The sequence below is a fragment of the Gramella sp. AN32 genome (assembly GCF_023718305.1).
Taxonomy (GTDB): domain Bacteria; phylum Bacteroidota; class Bacteroidia; order Flavobacteriales; family Flavobacteriaceae; genus Christiangramia; species Christiangramia antarctica.
On sequence record NZ_QEYO01000006.1, the window covers coordinates 215,982 to 234,127 of the forward strand.

Annotated in this window: 21 protein-coding genes; 11 read left to right on the top strand and 10 right to left on the bottom strand. The window is 36.8% G+C overall.

Going from position 1 to position 18,146, the window contains the following annotated elements:
• The first annotated feature begins 4 nt into the window (after positions 1–4).
• The 3 genes from DHD80_RS09270 to DHD80_RS09280 are packed head-to-tail and all read left to right on the top strand — an operon-like array spanning position 5 to position 5,591.
• Positions 5–2,764: a carboxypeptidase-like regulatory domain-containing protein gene (locus DHD80_RS09270; RefSeq protein ID WP_251740884.1), complete on the top strand. Its 2,760-nt coding sequence runs from the start codon at positions 5–7 to the stop codon at positions 2,762–2,764.
• A 2-nt stretch (positions 2,765–2,766) separates the two neighbouring features.
• Complete coding sequence (locus tag DHD80_RS09275; RefSeq protein ID WP_251740885.1) at positions 2,767–3,936, top strand: DUF4249 domain-containing protein; 1,170 nt, start codon at positions 2,767–2,769, stop codon at positions 3,934–3,936.
• Positions 3,933–5,591: a hypothetical protein gene (locus DHD80_RS09280; RefSeq protein ID WP_251740886.1), complete on the top strand. Its 1,659-nt coding sequence runs from the start codon at positions 3,933–3,935 to the stop codon at positions 5,589–5,591. The genes DHD80_RS09275 and DHD80_RS09280 overlap by 4 nt, the downstream gene beginning before the upstream one ends.
• On the opposite strand, the gene DHD80_RS09285 is transcribed toward DHD80_RS09280, so the two are convergent.
• A complete protein-coding gene (locus DHD80_RS09285) occupies positions 5,588–6,040 on the bottom strand; it encodes a hypothetical protein (protein WP_251740887.1) in 453 nt (150 codons plus the stop codon). The two genes, DHD80_RS09280 and DHD80_RS09285, sit on opposite strands and share 4 nt — an antisense overlap.
• Before the next feature lie 206 nt (positions 6,041–6,246).
• Positions 6,247–6,732, bottom strand: a complete 486-nt coding sequence (locus tag DHD80_RS09290) for a hypothetical protein (protein WP_251740888.1) — start codon at positions 6,730–6,732, stop codon at positions 6,247–6,249.
• 107 nt (positions 6,733–6,839) lie between these two features.
• Here DHD80_RS09290 and DHD80_RS09295 point away from each other — a divergent pair, with 107 nt between their 5' ends.
• The gene (locus DHD80_RS09295) at positions 6,840–6,977 is read left to right on the top strand and encodes a hypothetical protein (protein WP_251740889.1); all 138 of its coding nucleotides are present in this window, start codon (positions 6,840–6,842) and stop codon (positions 6,975–6,977) included.
• An 87-nt stretch (positions 6,978–7,064) separates the two neighbouring features.
• The gene (locus tag DHD80_RS09300) at positions 7,065–7,316 is read left to right on the top strand and encodes a hypothetical protein (protein ID WP_251740890.1); all 252 of its coding nucleotides are present in this window, start codon (positions 7,065–7,067) and stop codon (positions 7,314–7,316) included.
• Here DHD80_RS09300 and DHD80_RS09305 read toward each other — a convergent pair whose 3' ends face one another.
• Genes DHD80_RS09305 through DHD80_RS09340 form a run of 8 tightly spaced genes read right to left on the bottom strand, consistent with a single transcriptional unit; the run spans position 7,317 to position 13,005 of the window.
• On the bottom strand, positions 7,317–8,501 hold the full coding sequence (locus DHD80_RS09305; RefSeq protein ID WP_251740891.1) for a molybdopterin molybdotransferase MoeA: 1,185 nt from the start codon (positions 8,499–8,501) through the stop codon (positions 7,317–7,319). It lies immediately after the preceding gene.
• 3 nt (positions 8,502–8,504) lie between these two features.
• Positions 8,505–9,281 (bottom strand): sulfite exporter TauE/SafE family protein, encoded by a 777-nt coding sequence (locus DHD80_RS09310; RefSeq protein WP_251740892.1) that lies wholly within the window; start codon positions 9,279–9,281, stop codon positions 8,505–8,507.
• The gene (locus DHD80_RS09315; RefSeq protein ID WP_251740893.1) at positions 9,262–10,308 is read right to left on the bottom strand and encodes a HesA/MoeB/ThiF family protein; all 1,047 of its coding nucleotides are present in this window, start codon (positions 10,306–10,308) and stop codon (positions 9,262–9,264) included. Before DHD80_RS09315 ends, DHD80_RS09310 begins: the two co-directional genes overlap by 20 nt.
• Positions 10,305–10,895 carry an NTP transferase domain-containing protein gene (locus tag DHD80_RS09320; protein WP_251740894.1) on the bottom strand — a complete coding sequence of 197 codons (591 nt, stop codon included), beginning with the start codon at positions 10,893–10,895 and terminating at the stop codon, positions 10,305–10,307. Before DHD80_RS09320 ends, DHD80_RS09315 begins: the two co-directional genes overlap by 4 nt.
• Positions 10,885–11,358: a cyclic pyranopterin monophosphate synthase MoaC gene (moaC, locus tag DHD80_RS09325; RefSeq protein WP_251740909.1), complete on the bottom strand. Its 474-nt coding sequence runs from the start codon at positions 11,356–11,358 to the stop codon at positions 10,885–10,887. The genes DHD80_RS09320 and moaC overlap by 11 nt, the downstream gene beginning before the upstream one ends.
• Positions 11,351–12,337, bottom strand: coding sequence for a GTP 3',8-cyclase MoaA (gene moaA, locus DHD80_RS09330; RefSeq protein WP_251740895.1), 987 nt, complete (start codon positions 12,335–12,337; stop codon positions 11,351–11,353). The genes moaC and moaA overlap by 8 nt, the downstream gene beginning before the upstream one ends.
• 12 nt (positions 12,338–12,349) lie before the next feature.
• The gene (locus DHD80_RS09335) at positions 12,350–12,766 is read right to left on the bottom strand and encodes a molybdenum cofactor biosynthesis protein MoaE (protein WP_251740896.1); all 417 of its coding nucleotides are present in this window, start codon (positions 12,764–12,766) and stop codon (positions 12,350–12,352) included.
• Complete coding sequence (locus DHD80_RS09340; RefSeq protein ID WP_251740897.1) at positions 12,766–13,005, bottom strand: MoaD/ThiS family protein; 240 nt, start codon at positions 13,003–13,005, stop codon at positions 12,766–12,768. The genes DHD80_RS09335 and DHD80_RS09340 overlap by 1 nt, the downstream gene beginning before the upstream one ends.
• Positions 13,006–13,201: 196 nt before the next feature.
• Here DHD80_RS09340 and DHD80_RS09345 point away from each other — a divergent pair, with 196 nt between their 5' ends.
• From DHD80_RS09345 to DHD80_RS09370, 6 genes are all read left to right on the top strand, one after another.
• Positions 13,202–14,230 carry an XdhC/CoxI family protein gene (locus tag DHD80_RS09345; RefSeq protein WP_251740898.1) on the top strand — a complete coding sequence of 343 codons (1,029 nt, stop codon included), beginning with the start codon at positions 13,202–13,204 and terminating at the stop codon, positions 14,228–14,230.
• Entirely contained in the window at positions 14,214–14,825 is a 612-nt protein-coding gene (locus DHD80_RS09350) for a nucleotidyltransferase family protein (protein ID WP_251740899.1), read from the top strand. The genes DHD80_RS09345 and DHD80_RS09350 overlap by 17 nt, the downstream gene beginning before the upstream one ends.
• A gap of 4 nt (positions 14,826–14,829) precedes the next feature.
• Positions 14,830–15,345, top strand: a complete 516-nt coding sequence (gene lspA, locus DHD80_RS09355) for a signal peptidase II (protein WP_251740900.1) — start codon at positions 14,830–14,832, stop codon at positions 15,343–15,345.
• Between the two features lie 12 nt (positions 15,346–15,357).
• The gene (locus tag DHD80_RS09360; RefSeq protein ID WP_251740901.1) at positions 15,358–15,744 is read left to right on the top strand and encodes a DUF2255 family protein; all 387 of its coding nucleotides are present in this window, start codon (positions 15,358–15,360) and stop codon (positions 15,742–15,744) included.
• 187 nt (positions 15,745–15,931) lie between these two features.
• Entirely contained in the window at positions 15,932–17,125 is a 1,194-nt protein-coding gene (locus DHD80_RS09365) for an outer membrane beta-barrel protein (protein WP_251740902.1), read from the top strand.
• A gap of 167 nt (positions 17,126–17,292) precedes the next feature.
• Entirely contained in the window at positions 17,293–17,937 is a 645-nt protein-coding gene (locus DHD80_RS09370) for a class I SAM-dependent methyltransferase (RefSeq protein ID WP_251740903.1), read from the top strand.
• Positions 17,938–18,146 lie beyond the last annotated feature (209 nt).

Sequence of the window (18,146 nt, forward strand, 5' to 3'; positions counted from 1 at the left end):
TTGCATGAAGAACTTAGTGCTTTTAGTTTTATTCGTTTTTTTAAGCCTTAGCGTTCGTTCCCAGGAGCAAACAAGGCTTGATTTTTCATATGCTGATGAAACCGTGGAAGATGTTTTATTACAACTGGAAGAAGCCAGCGGCTTATCCTTTTTTTATCTGAAGAATTGGTTACCGAAAGATAGATTTTCTGGAGAATTTAAAGATGCGGAATTGGAGGATATCCTGGATGATTTATTTCAAAATACGGTGATCAATTATTATATCATGGATGATCGGGTTATTTTAACTGAAAACAGCATTATTTATGATAATTTCTCTCAGGGATTTTTAAAACGAACAGATACTTCAGCAACTACAATAACTTCCATCCCTACGAGGGAAAAAGCGCCAATATTTTATGAAGAAAATGTCGCTCAGCGTCGCATCCTAACTTACAAGATTGGCCGCGAGAACACAGGAATTCGCAAAAGAAGCTATAGTCTTTCCGGTAATGTGATTGATGTCATTTCAGAAGAACCTTTAAGCAACGTCGCAATTTTAGTTGAAAATGAACGAACCGGAACCGCCACCGATGTTAATGGGAATTATACCATTCAATTAAGTCCCGGGGAACATTTAATCACTACACAGTCTTTAGGAAATGCCAGTATCACAAAAAGAGTGATTATATATAACGATGGTTCACTTGATTTTCAACTCGATCAGGATTTAGAACAATTAAGTGAAGTTTTGCTCGATTCAAAATCTAATGAGAATGTAAAGGAAGTTTTTACGGGTACCTCGCAAATTGATGTGCAACGAATAAAAACAATTCCTTTAGTGCTTGGGGAGCGTGATCTTTTAAAAGTTGCGGCAACCTTGCCCGGTATTTCTAAGGCCGGTGAAGGTTCATTAGGCTACAATGTCCGGGGGGGAAGGGAAGACCAAAATTTGATATTATTGGATAATGGCCTCATCTATAATCCCAATCATTTCTTCGGAATATTTTCTGCATTAAATCCTTTTACAACCGGAAGCGTAGATATTTATAAAGGCAGTATTCCCACAAAATTTGGAGGCAGACTTTCTTCCGTATTCGATATTAAAACGAAAAAAGGCAATCCGAATGAATTTTCTGGTGAAGGTTCCATTGGTCCTGTAACTGGAAACCTTGCTTTGGAAATTCCCATTGTTAAAGAAAAATCTTCCCTAATCGTGGGAGGAAGGGCAACTTATTCAGATTGGATCTTAAATGCTCTGGACGATCCTTCCCTGAGCAATAGTGAAGCTTCTTTTTATGATGTGATCGCTAAATACAACCATCAGTTCGACGCAAAGAATGAGTTGAACGCCACCGCCTATTTTAGTAATGATCAATATAGCATTACTTCAGATTCCTTATATAGATATCAAAATCGCATGTTTTCCCTTACATATGACAGGAAACTAAATAGCAATATGGATGCTACGCTTATTTTTTCTAATAGTAATTATGATTTTAATATCGATTATAATACTGAATTTGCGAATAGTTTTACTTCGGGTTACATTATAAAAGATTCAAAGATAAAGCTGGACATTGCACATGAAATAAATAAAAAACACACGCTTAATTATGGATTATCTTCCAAATATTATGTGGTTGATCCCGGAAAGATAGAGGCATTGGGAAATGAATCTTTGGTGGTAACTCAGGAATTGGCGCAAGAGAAAGGTTTGGAATCTGCCATTTATTTCTCTGATGCTTTCGAAGTGAATGAGAAGTTGCTCATCAACGGTGGATTGAGATTTTCCATATTTAATTCTCTGGGACCAGATCTGGTTAACTCTTACGCGCCAGATTCTCCAAAAAATGAATCTTCTATCCTAAGCCAGACTCAGTATGGTGATAATGAATTTATAAAAACCTATTCGGGGCTCGAGTACAGGCTGGCAGCGAGATATTTTTTGCTGGAAGATTTTTCAATAAAGGCGGGCTATAGCAGTACACTCCAGTATATTCATACGCTTTCCAACAATACCACCGCTGCTCCCACTGATATTTATAAACTTTCAGATGCCAATATTGTTCCGCAAAAAGCTACGCAGTACTCTATAGGTTTTTTCAAAAACTTCCTGGATAATGAATATGAGTTGAGTCTTGAAGGTTATTATAAAGCATCTAAAGATTTATTGGATTTTGAAACTGGGGCAACTTTATTTTTAAATGAAAATATTGAAACTGAAACTTTGCAGGGAGAAGGAAAATCTTATGGTGCGGAAGTATTACTAAGGAAAAATTTTGGTGATCTTAATGGCTGGTTAGGATATACCTATTCCAGATCCCTGATAAGGCTGGATAGTCCTTATGCTAGTCAACGAGTGAATGAGGGGGAATATTTTGCTTCAAATTTTGACAAGCCTCATGATTTTTCAGCGATTCTTAATTACAAATTAACTCAAAGATTCAGTTTCTCGGCTAACCTGGTTTATCAAACCGGGCGTCCCGTCACCTATCCCATAGGAAAATATGTTTTTAATAACGCGGAATATGTTGTGTATAGTGAACGTAATAAATTCAGAATACCCGATTATTACCGGCTGGATTTAAGTTTTAGTGCTGAAGGAAATCATAAGATTGAAAAACTGGCACATAGTTTCTGGAATATCTCCGTTTATAATGTTTTGGGACGGAATAATCCATATTCCGTGTTCTTTGTAACCACTGATGGGGAAGTTAAAGCATATCAGAGTTCAGTGTTTTCCGTGCCTATTCCCACCATAACTTATAATTTCAAATTTTGAGGATGATGAAAATGAAATTGAGGATTTTAAATAACTTTATTTGCCTTCTCTTTCTTGTGAATATTTCCTGCGTGGAAGAAATTCCCATTGAAGCTGAAACTTTTGAAAGTTTACTGGTGATCGAAGGGATCGTGACCGATGAATTAAAAACGCAGCAAATAAAAATAAGCAAAACCTATCCCGTAGATGAAGACTTTCCGGAATCATTATCAGGCGCAAATGTTCGGGTTCGTAATTCCAATGGTTCAATTTTCTCATTCAGTGAAACTTCGCCCGGAATCTATGAATCTACAGATCCTTTTCAGGCGCAAATAGGCATTGCCTATGTTCTTGAAGTAGAAACTCCAACGGGCTTTTATGAATCCACGCCTTCCCAGGTTGATGGAAAATCACAGATTGATGAGCTTAAAAGTTTTAAGACCACTAATAATTTTGGGGAAGTTGGAGTTGGAATTTCAGTGAGTAGTAGTGGGGCAGGAGCCGTAAACAAATATTATAAAATTGAATATGAAGAAACGTATAAAATACAGGCTCCCTATTGGAAATGTTGTGATTTGATCATTGATGAGAACGATGAAATAGTTTCGGTACCAAAAACAAGAGAGGAATATATTTGCTATAATACCTTAAAATCTCAAAATATCAATCTTGCGACCACAAACGGACTTTCAGAAAATAATCTGGATAATTATCTGGTAAATTTTATTTCGAAGGAGGATGTTAAGCTGGCTTACCGTTATAGCCTTCTGGTTAAACAGCTGGAAATTGGTGAAGAGGCTTATTCCTATTATGAGACTTTGAGCAACCTTTCCGAGAATGAAAGTATTTTTTCACAATATCAACCGGGATTCTTAAGCGGAAACATTAAGAGCTCCAATACTTCGGAAAATGTTATTGGATTTTTTACGGTAGCAACAGTAGATACAGAGCGCATCTTTTATAATTATACAGATTATTTTGATCCCACTGAAGATTTTAGACCTTTAATAACGGCGCCTTGCGATGTGCAATTTTACGAAGATAAAGAAGTCTTAAAACAACTAATAAAAGACGGACGGGTAAAATATTTTAGTGAAGACCCGCCTGGTGTTTTTAAGGTGATTAGGCCGGCCTGTGTGGATTGTAACTACTTTGGAACTAATCAAGTTCCTGAATTTTGGACAGAAGAATGATTAAAAAACTCTGCATAGTACTATTCTTTTGCTTCGGGCTGAACGTCTGGGCACAGGAAATCGAGAATATTCCGAATAAAAATGAGGAACAGGCATTTTTACATGTAAATACGAACGTACTCGTTCCCGGTGAATCATTGAATTATGTGTTTTATAATTTGCTGAGTTCCAAACATGCCATAAGTGATCTTAGTAAAATTGCCCACGTAAAACTCATAAATTCTAATGCTGAAACAATCTTTTCTCATATCGTTAACCTGAAAAATGGAATTGGATATTCAGATTATTTGATCCCTTCTACTTTACCAAGCGGAACGTATAATTTGGTTGGTCATACCACCTGGATGGAAAATTTTAGTGAACCCGGCTATTTTCAGGTTCCAGTGATTATTCTTAATCCATATCAAAAAGAGGAAAATAATGTGTTTGAATTTAGTGAAAGTGATTTCAAAGGCCCAGCCCAAAATTCAGAAAATATCAAATTAGATCTCAACAAATCTGAATTTGGATTGCGCGAAATGGTGCAGGTTCAGTTAAATGGTTTAAAAAATTTAGACGATTATTGTCTTTCTATTTCTGTTAGAAAAATTGATTCATTAATTGAATTAGAATTACCTAAAGCTTCAGAATTAAAAAAAAGTAATTCTTCAAATTTCAGTTTTAAGAATACGCCGGAGTATGAAGGCCGTTTGATAAAAGGAAAGGTGGAGAATGTCCAAAATTCAAACCTTAGTGTAGCTATTCCGGGAGCACCAGGGCAATTCAGAACCTATCCATTAGATGTCGATGGAAATTTCGAAATCAGCATTCCACCTTCGCAGCAAACTGAAGTTGCTTACCTGAATGTTTTATCTGCAAATGAAAATTCCGAATTAAATTTCGAGTTCCAAAATGATAATTTCCAATTAACGCATTTTCTTTCACCTAAAATTCAGCTTAATCAAAATCAAAAAAAATCTCTCAAGCAAAGATCATTACATGCTCAAATTGAACAGGCCTATCGGGAATCAAAAAAGGATTCGGTTTTAATTGTAAACCCTTCTAAGCCTATTTATGGCTCCAGGGGGATAGATTATATTCTGGATGAATTTACACGTTTTCCCACCATGGATGAAACATTTGTGGAGATTATTCAATATACCTCTTTTCGTGGGAAAGCAAATGAACACAGGATTAATGTGTTTGTATACAGTACAGAAACCAATTTTGGGGATGCACCGTTGGTGCTAGTAGATGGTTTGATGACTCATGACCATGAATATATTTATAATCTTGACCCGAAAACAATCAATTCGATTCATATAGTTCGTGATAAATACTTTTTGGGCGGCGCAACGTTTCAGGGGATTGTAGATATTAAAACCTTTAATACTGAAATTAGCCCTGCATTAACCTTCAATCAATATGCTTTGGAGCTTCAAAAAACCGAACCGCAAAAGATCTATTTCTCAGAAAAATATACTTCTGAAAATGAAAAAATCCGGAAAAATAGAATTCCGGATTTTAGATATCAATTATTATGGTTGCCAAAATTAACGCAACCAGCATTTGAATTTTTCACTTCAGATGTAAAAGGAGTATATGAAATAAATATCCAGGGTTTTCAAGCAAATGGAACCGCAGTGTCTCTTTCTAAAACCTTTAAAGTCGACTAGTTCTTACTGAAAGTAAGTGAAGACGCCAATTCACCATCAACAGTCATTTTGTTTAATTCTATTTTAGAATTTGTGGCCTTTTTTACATCATATTCACTGGTAAGCTCGCCAAATTTTCCCTGAGAATTAAAATATAGCGCGAAGTCAACATCATAATAAGAGTCGAATTCTCCGCCCATATCATTATTTATTCTCCACGTACCAATCATTTCTTCCGAATTATTTTCGGCTGAAATATTGTTGTTTTCCTTAAACTTAAAAAAATAATCGGAGTAATAAGCAGTCTTGTCTTCACCGTTGATAACAAAAGAAGACACTTTCCATTCGCCTTGTTTTACCATCTCGTTCAAAGCGTTAGACTCTGCCTTGGAAAGAAGGATATCATCATTATCCTTATCACAGCTCACTATAAATACAAATAGTAACAGTAGGGGAATTACTTTTTTCATGGGGATTTTTTTGTTTGGTTCTATTTTAACGTGAATTTAAAGAACCTATTGCGTTAAATTATCATAAAATTAAGAATTAACAGTATTTAATCGGAAAAGCACTACACTTAGTCCTTGATGGAGAGGGAGTTATATAAATGAGAAAAAATTTTCAGGAATTGCCTATGTTAAGAAAAGTATTACAAAAAAAGGCGGAAATAGTAGAATTAGCGACAATCACTTCGAGGTAGTTCATTGTTTTCAGGCGATATAGAAAGTGGATTGGTAATAAATTTCACTTGCTTATCCAGTAATTCAAATGCAATTTCAGAAGTATCAGCAATTCCTTCCTGCATGGAAATATAGGTGCCGTTTACGATGCCATCTTTGAGAACAGCTGAAATTGTTCCTAATCTTCTGTCTTTTTCCATGGGTAGCCAGTTATAATTTCCTTCTACAAGATGATTGGTGATCTCCAGGTTCATTTCAATAATATCCCGGGTCGAAGTAAATGCATCTCCAAATTCTTTTTTAAAACAATAGAAACTTTTTTCTACGGCTTTGGTTTCTACCAGCTCTTTGCGATCTTCCATGTCCAGATCTGTAGCCGAACTGTCAGCAACTTTTGTCTTATTACAGGAAACAGTCAATAAGAACATAGAGAATGCATACAATAATTTTCTAAACAGAAATGCTGAAAGTTGAGATCTCATAGGAAATGTTTTCGGTTACAAATTAATGGAAACCCCGGGAATAAATATATTTCTTAGCACAAAAAAGAAGTTAAATCTCAATTTTTAAATATATAATCACATTTTGATTGATTGGGGACATGAATACCAGTCAAAAGAAAAATAATATCAGGACAGTAAACCTGAAAATTAATAGAAAGAATATTGCTTTAGATGGAAAGAATGTAAATTCCTGTCTTTACCTGGCGATCATGCAGGAAGATTAGGAAAAATCATAAATCCAAAAACCGCTGAAAGCCAAATTTTAGGAGGGATTACCTGGGAAATTGGAATGGCTTTGGAAGGGGAAGGAAATGATGGATAATCAGTTTGGAAGGATTATGAATTCCAACCTCGCGGAATATCATGTTGCTGTGAATGCTGATATTCAGGATTTGAAGCTAATATTTGTGGAAGAACATGATGAATTTGTAAATCCTTTAGGCGCTAAAGGTCTTGGGGAAATAGGAATCGTTGGTGTTGCTGCGGCTATTGGAAATGCTATTTATAATGCCACCGGAAAGCGAATAAGGGAACTTCCGTTTACCCTGGACAAAGTTATATAATCAATCGAAGTGAATGTATGTAAATTCTTTATTATCAGAATGTTTTGAATTAGGGTTTACTTTTATAACTCCCGAGGATTTGCTAAGGCTAATAAGATCCCCGGAACCATTTCCGTTGATTAATTCAGCAGTTAATATTCCGGCTGAATTTTCAACTTTTACAAGCAGGAACTTTGTGAGATTGGAAAGATTTTCTATCGCACTTTTTAGCACCACTTTTTGATCTTGTGGATGAATCCCACTTCCTGCTAACAACCAGTCCCGGAAATACAAATGGAAATTCACAAAGGTGCTTACCGGATTTCCCGGAAATGAAAAAACATGTGTCCCGGTTTCCTTGGATTCTCCAAACCAAAAAGGTTTTCCCGGTTGCTGTGCCACGCGATGCAGTAGTTTTTCTACCTTAAGCTTTTCAAAAACTTCAGGCAAAAAATCATATTTGCCTTTGGAAACGCCACCGCTTAAAAGCAATACATCGAACTTATTTAGAGCTTCCCTAATCTTTACTTCTAATACGTCTTTTTCGTCGGGAAGGTGAAGAATTTCACTTTCAATTTTTCTTTGATCCAGGAGTGCCTTTAAGGTCAGACTATTCGACATCCTAATTTGGTGGGGCAAAGGAGTTTCATTAATATCAACCAATTCATTTCCCGTAGAAATAATGGCGATTTTAGGCAGTTTTTGAACTTTTACTATAGATTTTCCCACCGTGGCCAGAATGCCAATTTCCCCGGCACTAATGAATGTATTACTTCGTAAAATAATCTCACCTTTTTTTTGATCGCTACCCTTTTTATGGATATTCTGATCCTTTTTGAAAGGTTTGGTAATAGTCACAAAATCTCCTGTAATATCAATCTCTTCATACATGATTACCGCATCAGTATTTTGCGGTAATACTGCACCGGTCATGATTTCCATACAGTTTTCAGCATTTTCCAACGTTTTTTGTGTACTTCCTGCGGCACAAACACCTTCAATTTTTATAGGCTTATGTAACCTAATTTCTTCGGAATTTACCGCGATGCCATCTTTGGTCGAGCGGTTGAAAGGAGGGAAGTCCCTATCGGCTTTAATGTCTTCAGCCAGCACCCGTCCGGTTGATTCCAATAGTTCCACCTCTTCAATCCCAAAATTGGTTTTGGTAGCGATTACAATTTTATATGCTTCCTGATAGCTGATCATTTTCTAAAAAAATTGAATTCCGTTTACGATTAAAACGCGCATGCCCACAATGAAAACAAGCATGGCGGTGAATAATTTTATGCTTTTTCCGGTTAGTTTCTTCAAACTTAAGCGAATTCCTAATTGCCCGCCTAAAAATACAGCCACGGCTAAAAATAGAATTTCAGGAAGAGGGATTTCCAGAGTATTGTTGGAGATGAGTCCACCTAATCCTGAGACGGAATTGACCAGAATAAAAAAGCTGGCTAAAGCCGCTATAGTGATAGATTTATCCCATTTTAAATGGTTAAGGACCGGGGCAAGAAATATTCCGCCGCCAATACCCACTAAACCAGAAAGTAGGCCTATTGCGCCTCCGATAAGATATGGAAAAAATGCAGGATATTTTTTAATTTTCTCATCTGTATTCTTGTCGTTAAGTGTTTGCCAGGTTAGGAAAATTGCTGAAAATACAAGGGCCACTCCTAAAATACTAAAAAATACTTCTTCCTTTAACCTAAACGTGGCGCCCAGAAATGCCAGAGGTATACTGGTGATAATAAAAGGCAGGAATTTCTTCAGATTAAAATAGCCATTTTTGTAATAGAGAAAGGTGCTCCCGCTTACAACGATAAGATTACAAATGAGTCCGGATGATCGTATGGTAAAAAAACTTACGAAAAAGAGTGTAAGCAAGGCCAGGTAACTGGAACCGCCTCCAAAACCAATAGAAGAATAAAGCGTGGCGATCACAAAAAAACCTAAACAAATTAATAAAAGATCAGCGTTGGCTAGCGACATGCGTTTTATAATTATTCATTCCCCCCGGGAAATTCTTAAGCGCCTTAAATCCTATATTTTTTAAGATCTCTGTTCCTTTTAAACTCCGCACGCCGCTTTGGCAAACCAGTAAGATTTGGGTATTCTTATTTATTTCAGAAGCAGAATTTTCCAGATTTTCCAGAGGAATATTAATGGAATTGGGTAAATGCTCTTTCTCAAATTCATTTGGTGAGCGCACATCAATGATCATTTCTGAAGAAAGCAATTTTTCCAGATCCAAATTTTCTTCTGAAATATGGTAAGAATGAGATAAAGCTTTTATTTTCAGATTTTTGGGATCCAGTTTAAATCCAATTTTTTGGATGGATTGATTTAGTCCGTCATATATCATCAATTTTCCCGAAAGCGGCTTTCCAAGTCCGGTTATGATCTTTATAGTTTCCAGCGCCTGAAAATTTCCAATAATTCCCGGAATAATCCCTAAAACCCCATTAACATTACAATCGGGGATTTCTGAAAAAGTTGGTTGGTTGGGAAAAAGACAACGGTAGGTTGGCCCTCCCTTGAAATTAAACACGGAAACCTGACCTTCAAACGCATGTAAAGCTCCATATACAAAAGATTTCTGCTGTAAAATACAAACATCATTGATCAAATAGCGCGTTTCAAAATTATCACTGCAATCCACGATAATATCAAAATCTTTAGCGATTCGTTCCGCGTTATTTTTATTAAAAAATTCAGCAAAAGGAATAATTGAAGTTTGGCTATTCTGGGCTTCTAATTTTTTTACGATAACCTCAATTTTTGGCTTGCCAATATCGGTTTCCGCATACCAGGTTTGGCGTTGCAGGTTAGATATATCTATCCTGTCATTTTCAACAATCCCCAGTGTTCCCACGCCCATGGCGTTTAAATACTGCAAAACCGGAATTCCGAGTCCGCCTGCGCCAACGATCAGAACTTTGGAATAGGCCAGTTTTGCCTGACCTTCTTTACCAAAAGATGGGAGTGTGGTTTGCCTTATGTAACGGTCATCGTTCAAGATTTTGCTATGATTTTTTGTGCTTCTGCAAGGTCCTGTAAACTATTGGCATTGATTAAAACCTGATCATTTTCCGGAAAGACCAGTTTTATATCAGAATTGATGAGAAATTTACGCGGACAGGAATTTATTCCATTTTCCAGATATTTTTTACCTTTTTCCAATCCGTGCGGTTCCCAGATCGCGCATAGCGGTTCCGGTAATCCAGATTCCCTGGTGGCGAAGGCTGTTGCGGGTTTGGCAGGATCCCGTTCTGCAATTAATTTTTTGATATGTTTTAAGTCAATGAGTGGGAGATCTGTAGCCAGCACGAGCCAGGCTACATCGGGATATTTTTGATGCGCACTTTGCAAGCCGTTAAAGGGGCCCCGAAATTCATTCGTATCAATAATGCTTTTAAAATTTTGAGCTAGTTCTTTAGTTTGTTCCTCACGTATGCTCATAAAAACCTCTTCACAAACTTCTTTGAGCAAATTGTATAAATGTTCCCTATGGGGTTGGGAATGATAGGCGATATTTCCCTTATCCTTGCCCATACGCGTACTTTTGCCGCCGGCAAGAATGAGTCCGAAAATTTTAGTTTTCATAATCACTTTTTCCTCCTGTTTTTAAATCCAGTTTTATATCGGTAATCTGTATATCGTGAGAAAGGGCTTTGGTCATATCATAAATGGTAAGAGCTGCCACAGAGACGCCGGTGAGCGCTTCCATTTCCACCCCGGTTTGCGAGGTACATTTTACCTCACACCTAATTTCCAGCAAATTTGTACCCGGAATGATATCGATATCAACTTTGGAAACGGGAAGGGGATGACAAAGCGGAATTAAATCTGAAGTTTTCTTAACCGCCTGGATACCTGCAATAATGCTGGTTTGCATAATGCTACCCTTCTTTCCCAAAAAATTGTCCCTGCTTAATTGTTCAAAAATCTCTTGTGGAAAAATTACTTTCCCGGACGCCTTAGCGGTTCGGGTGCTTATTTTTTTTTCGGAAACATCCACCATTTGCGGATTCCCTTCTTTGTTGATATGTGTAAGTGCTTTATCCACCAATACTTGTCATTGAATTTGAAAAGATTTTGTCACTTTTTGCTTCAGCTTCGTAACCGTCTTTAGCGCGACTGCCCACCGCTTTTAAAATTTCATAGCGAACGGTCTTTTCAGCAAAAGGACTGCGTAAGATATCGCGTAGATTCGTACTGGCCTGGGCATATAAGCATGTAATCACATCGCCTGTAGCAGTAACCCTTAAGCGATTGCAACTTCCGCAGAAATTTCGGGTAAAGGAAGGGATGATCCCAAAACTGCCTTTATATCCCTCGATTTTATAATTGTTGGAGGTAGAAGTCTTTTCCGAAATGAGCGGGGTGATATTTTTAAAATTCTCAGAGATATAATCGTAGATCTTCTTATGGTTCCACTTGATGCTTTGAAAAGTTTTACTCCCACCATTAAACGGCATTTCTTCTAAAAACCGAACCGCAACCGGATAATCCTTAACTAGCGTATTTAAAACGGGAATCATGTCCTGAATATTTTGCTCATCCAGAACGATATAATTGATCTTTACCGTAAAACCTTCTTCGATCAATCTGTAAAGATTTTTCTGAACGACTTTAAACTGCTTGCGTCGTGTAATTTTATTAAAAGTTTCTTCCTGAATGGCATCCAGGCTCACATTGATATTTTTGATCCCAAGCGACTTTAATTCTTCAATATGATCGCCAATAAGTGTGGCGTTGGTTGTAATACTGATATCTTCAAGTTCCGGCAGGGTTTTCAGCTTTCTAAGCAACTGCATAAGATCCTTCCGCATAAAAGGTTCACCACCCGTAATACGGATCTTTCTAATTCCCTGTTCTACCAGAATCTTACTCAAACTAAACAACTCATCTAAGCTTAGAAGATCTTTCCTATCCGCAAAATCAATGCCTTCCGCAGGCATACAATAATTGCAGCGCAGGTTACAACGATCTGTCACCGCGAGGCGCAAATAATCTACAACACGATTGTGGTTATCTATGAGCATTCAATTCTTCATTTAAGGATGGGAACTCACCCAAACTTCGTCATTTTCAAAAAATTCTTTTTTCCAGATAGGAACATTTTCTTTTAGGGTATCGATTAGAAATCTACAGGCTTTAAAACAATCATCCCGATGGGCAGAGGAAGCCCCTACTATCACCACTGGTTCTTCAATATTTTTCTTTCCCACCGCATGTTTCATGACCAGTTTGTTCAGGTTCCATTTCTCTTTGGCTTCATCGGCGATCTTTTGCATTTCCTTTAAAGCCATACTTTTATAGGCTTCAAAAAAGAGTGAGGTCACCTTTTCCTTTTTGGTTACTCCACGCACGGCACCTACAAATACACAAATCCCGCCGCTTTCGGGATGGGAAAGTTCGCTATATACTGTTGACGGATCGATATGTTCCGAAATTTCTAAAATTGTCTCCATTATCCTCCGCTTACAGGTGGGATCAATGCGATCTCGTCCCGGCCTGAGATTATAAATGAATCTTCCCTCATCTCCTCATTTACAGCAATATTCAATGAGGAAAGTTTCTGTAAATCAGGATATTTTTGCTGCAGATGATTTCTTAAATCCCCCACCGTACTAAGGTCTTTAAATTCTTCGCCATCAAGTTGATGCCTGCCCACAATATCCCTGGTGATTCCAAATAGAAGAATGTTCATTTTCGTTTTTTTAAATGTAGTAAAAACTGTAGGGAAAACCTGTATTTTTAGTGCATTATTAATGCTTCCCGCAATCTTTTTTTTACAAGTTGAAGCTACTCAAGTTTTAAGTTCTTTCAAAAGAAAGGGCACAGGATTTCTAACAGATTTTAAAATTAGCTATTTTGCATTAGCTTTTGAGCAGAAATACTAATCTATGACCCACGAGTTTAAAAAACTTATCTATACCGCTTTTCAGAATAGCCGCGATAAGATTAGGAATGTGATGGCCAGCGTGGTTGCCCTGAAGGGTTCTTCTTATAGAAAACCGGGGGTGCGTATGCTGATTAGCGAAAATGGAAAAATGGCCGGAGCAGTAAGCGGTGGTTGCGTGGAGAAGGAAATCTTTTTACAGGCACAGGAAGTTTTTAAAACCGGAATACCAAAAATGATGGCCTATGATGGTCGTTACAAGCTTGGTTGTGAAGGAATCCTCTATATTTTACTGGAACCTTTTGAAGTTTCTGAAAAGGAATTAAAACTCTTTGAAGCCCATTTTGAAGCGAGGATTTCATTTAAGCTCTATGCGGCATTTAGCCGAAATATTGAAAATAACAAGAAGCTGGGAACAATTGCAGAATTCGAGAATGGTGAAAATATAAGTTTTGCTGAAAACTTTCCACTGAAGGAATCTTCAGAGGTTGAGATTTTTATAGAAGAATTGTCGCCACTTTTTAAACTGGTTATTATTGGAGCTGAACATGACGCGGTACAACTATGTTCTATGGCCGCGATGATGGGCTGGGAGGTGAGTATCGTAGATTCGCCGAAAGATCCAAAACTTGCTGAAAACTTTCCGGGTTCAAAAGAGATCTTGCACTTGTTTCCTGAACAATTGCATCAACTTAAGATCGATGAAAATACCGCCGTGGTCTTGATGAACCACAGTTATGTGACCGATCTTAAATTCCTCATGCCTTTACGCGATAAGAATCCCTGTTATATTGGTATTCTGGGTTCGGTGACCCGAAGGGAAAAACTTTTTGAGGAATTACTGGAACTTGAACCCGAAACCGATGCGGAATTTCTGGATAAAATTTACAGTCCGGCGGGATTACCTATTGGTGCTGAAACTCCACAGGAAATTGCCAATTCCATCATTGCTGAAATATTAAGCGTGATTCGCGAAAAAGAGATCGCCCATCTTCGCGAGATCAACGGAAAAATACATGAAGACGTTGAATGAAATTAGTATTCTGATATTGGCCGCCGGTGAGGCTTCCCGCATGCAGGAAGTCAAACAATTATTGCCCTTAGGCCAAACTAATTTGCTGGAACATGCTGTGCAAACTGCTCGAAATTCTGATGCTGCTGCTACTAAAGTGGTTTTGGGGGCTAACCGGGAAAAAATTCAGCAGCAGATAGCATTTCATAATGCTGAAGTTGTGGTCAACCCACATTGGAAAGAAGGTTTGGGAACTTCAATTTCCGCGGGAATTTCAGCGATACTTCAGGATAGAAATCAACCGGAAGCAGTACTGGTGATGCTGGCAGATCAACCCCTGGTAGATTCAGAACATTTAAATCTATTAATAAAAACTTCCGCAGGGAATAAAGAAAAGATCATTGCCAGTGATTATGGAAAGCACCCGGGAGTTCCGGCTGTCTTTCCGCCGCATTTTTTTAAAGAATTACTTACTTTAAAAGGAGATAGCGGGGCGAAGGAAATGATGAAGAACAGGGCAGGGGAGGTCATAAGCATTTCCGCTAAAAATAAACTGATCGATCTGGATACTCCTGAAGATTACCAGCAATTTTTAATAGACCAGAAACATAAATAATAAGATGACACAAAACAGGATGTATCGTTTCACACTGGGACTTTTGTTGGTAATGCTTAACATAAGCTGCGACCAGCTTAGTAAAAAGGAAGTACGGGAAAATATCGCTTCCCACGAGAAAGTGCAGGTGGTCAATGATAATTTTATTTTGACAAAAGTGGAGAATACAGGTGCGGCATTAAGTTTTGGTGCCAGTTTTCCACCTATTGTAAAAACCCTTATTTTCCAAATCCTACCCCTGCTTATTTTGATCTATATGTTCTATTACCTTATGCAAAAGAAGGAGATTTCCCGGCTTAGTTTTGTAGCGATCAGTTTTATCATTGGGGGTGGAATTGGCAATATTATCGACCGGGTCCTGTATAATTCTGTGACCGATTTTATGTATATGGAAGTGGGGCCGCTGCACACAGGTATTTTTAATATGGCCGATGTTTCGGTGACTGTGGGTGCGATCGCCCTGGTATTTAATGCATTAGTGCCGGAAAAATTTTTAAAAAAGCAAAGTGTTCAATCTTAAACCAATGATTTTATGTTTCCACAGGACATCTACAGTTACTTAAAAAATAATACCCTAACCGAAATTAAAGGCGGAAGCAGTCGAAAGGTATTTTTGCCTATCTGGATCGTTGAAGTGGAACACAGGCTTTTTGCCAGGAGCTGGGGGCAAAGTGAGCATAGCTGGTACACCGAAATGTTGAAATTTGGAATTGGACAGATTAAAATTGGGGATATAGTATTTGATGTGCGAGGGGAAAAGCTGGGCAAGAATGATCCCATGCAATTACGAATTAACCAGGCTTATTTAAGTAAATATACCCAAAAGGAAAATACGATGTATGCGGAAGGAATTACCAAACCGGAGTATGCGGACTTTACCATGGAATTTCATTATGAATCCCGGGCTTCGGGAAAATAAGGGCCCACCTATAATAGCTTAACATTTTAAGTAGTTATTGGTTGATAACTAGCTGATAACCTATTTTAGACTTAAGCGTTAAAATTATTATTTTTGTTTAGCTTTATGAGAGTCCCGGCATAAAAATTATTTTGGTGAGGATATTAGGAGTTATGGGGTATTTTACAACTGGTAATTTAATATAAAAATGAAAAAACATTTCTTATTTCTTTTAATAATGATTTTGAATCTAAATTGTTATTCACAAATCTCATTCGAAAACGGATACTATATTAATAATAATGAACAGAAAATTGAATGTCTAATTAAAAATAAGGATTGGAAGAATAATCCTACAGAATTTAAATACAAATTATCGAAAGACTTAGAACAACAAACAGCAACAATTCAACTAGTTAAGGAATTTGGTATTTATGAGTATTCAAAATTCATTAGGAGTACTGTAAAAATTGATAGGTCCAGTATAGATTCAAATCATTTGAGCAACAAAAGAAATCCCGTTTTTGAAAATGAAGAAGTTTTTTTAGAAGTCTTAGTTGATGGCAAAGCCAATTTATACTATTATGAAGATGGAAATGTTAAAAGATTTTTTTATAGTAAAGATAATTCTAATAAAATTGAGCCATTAATTTTTAAAAACTACCAATTAGATGGGGAAAGAATAATTAATGAGAATAACCATTTTAAACAACAATTACATAATGATCTAAAATGTCAGAGCATTAAAACTAAAGATATTGAGATTATAGAATATGATAAAAAAGATCTTATAAATCTATTTGTCTTGTACAATGAATGTAGCAATTCAAATTGGACAGATTATGATACGAAACAAAAAAAAGAATTATTTAATTTGACACCTAGATTAGGTATAAACCGTTCTTCATTAACTATACAAAATACAGCATCGAACTCTAGAAATGTTGATTTTAAAGATAAATTAGGGTTTAGATTAGGAATAGAAGGTGAAGTTGTTTTGCCATTTAATAAAAACAAATGGGCATTTATAATAGAGCCAACATACCAATATTTCAAATCTGAAAAAGAATTTGCGACATATAGTGTTAAGGTTGATTATAGTTCAATTGAGTTGCCTTTAGGATTACGATATTATTTATTTCTGAACGATAAGTCAAAATTTTTCTTGAATGCTACCTACAACCTTGACTTCGTAATGAATTCAGCAGTTTCTTACAGCTCAGGTGTAGATTTGGAAATTACGAAATCTTCTAATTTAGGATTTGGAGTAGGATTTAAACAAAATAACAAATATAGTATGGAGTTAAGATATCATACTAGTCGAGAAATATTAGGTAGCTATCGAACATCTTATTCAGAGTACAATACATTATCAGTAATATTTGGATATTCCATATGGTAAAAAATTCTATAACAAAGATTCATCGCAAATAGCGGGTTTTATCGAAAAAGTGTAATTTAGAAAACCAAGAAACAAAAGGTTAATCCGACAACTCAACATCCATACTCCGCGCCACTTGTCGTTATACGAGACCGCCGTTAGCCACAAGTGGAAAACTGAAAATAAGAATGAGATTAAATAGAAAGAAACATTGGGAGACAGTTTACGAAACTAAAAATCCAGACCAAGTAAGTTGGACACAAGAAATTCCGAAAACTTCACTTGAATTTATCAATTCATTAGGGCTTAAAAAAACTGCAAAAATAATAGATATAGGTGGTGGCGACAGTAAACTTGTGGACTATTTACTTGACGAAGGATTTGAAAATATAACTGTGCTTGATATTTCCGAAAAATCACTTAAAAAAGCACAAAATCGACTTGGCAAAAAGGCAAATAAAGTAAATTGGATAGTAAGTGACATAACTGACTTTGAACCAAAAATGACTTTTGATCTATGGCACGATAGAGCAACTTTTCATTTTCTGACTACGACCGAACAAATTAAAAAATATATAAAAACTGCTAGAGATTCTGTGAATGGATTCTTGACAATCGGGACATTTTCACATAGTGGCCCGGAAAAATGTAGCGGACTCGAAATTAAGCAATACAATGAAGAGGAATTAAATTCGGAGTTTGAGAATGGGTTCTATAAAATTCGATGTGTACAAGAAGACCATATAACTCCATTCCATACAACACAGAATTTCTTGTTTTGTAGTTTTAAAAGACAATTAACGGAAAAAGCCAGTGGCCAACAAAGTCGGTAAACTGCAAATAGCGGGTATTCCGGTGAAAAGTGATATTTAAAGACCAAGAAACAAAAGAGCTAAGCCGACAAGTTCGCATCCCTACTCCCGCAACTTGCGATAGTGTGCCGAGCAAGCAATGACCGGCAATAAATAGTCATTGTGAACTATAATTAAGATGGTAGAACCGACCTACCAGTGTCGTCTTATAGGAGAAGGCATTAAACCAC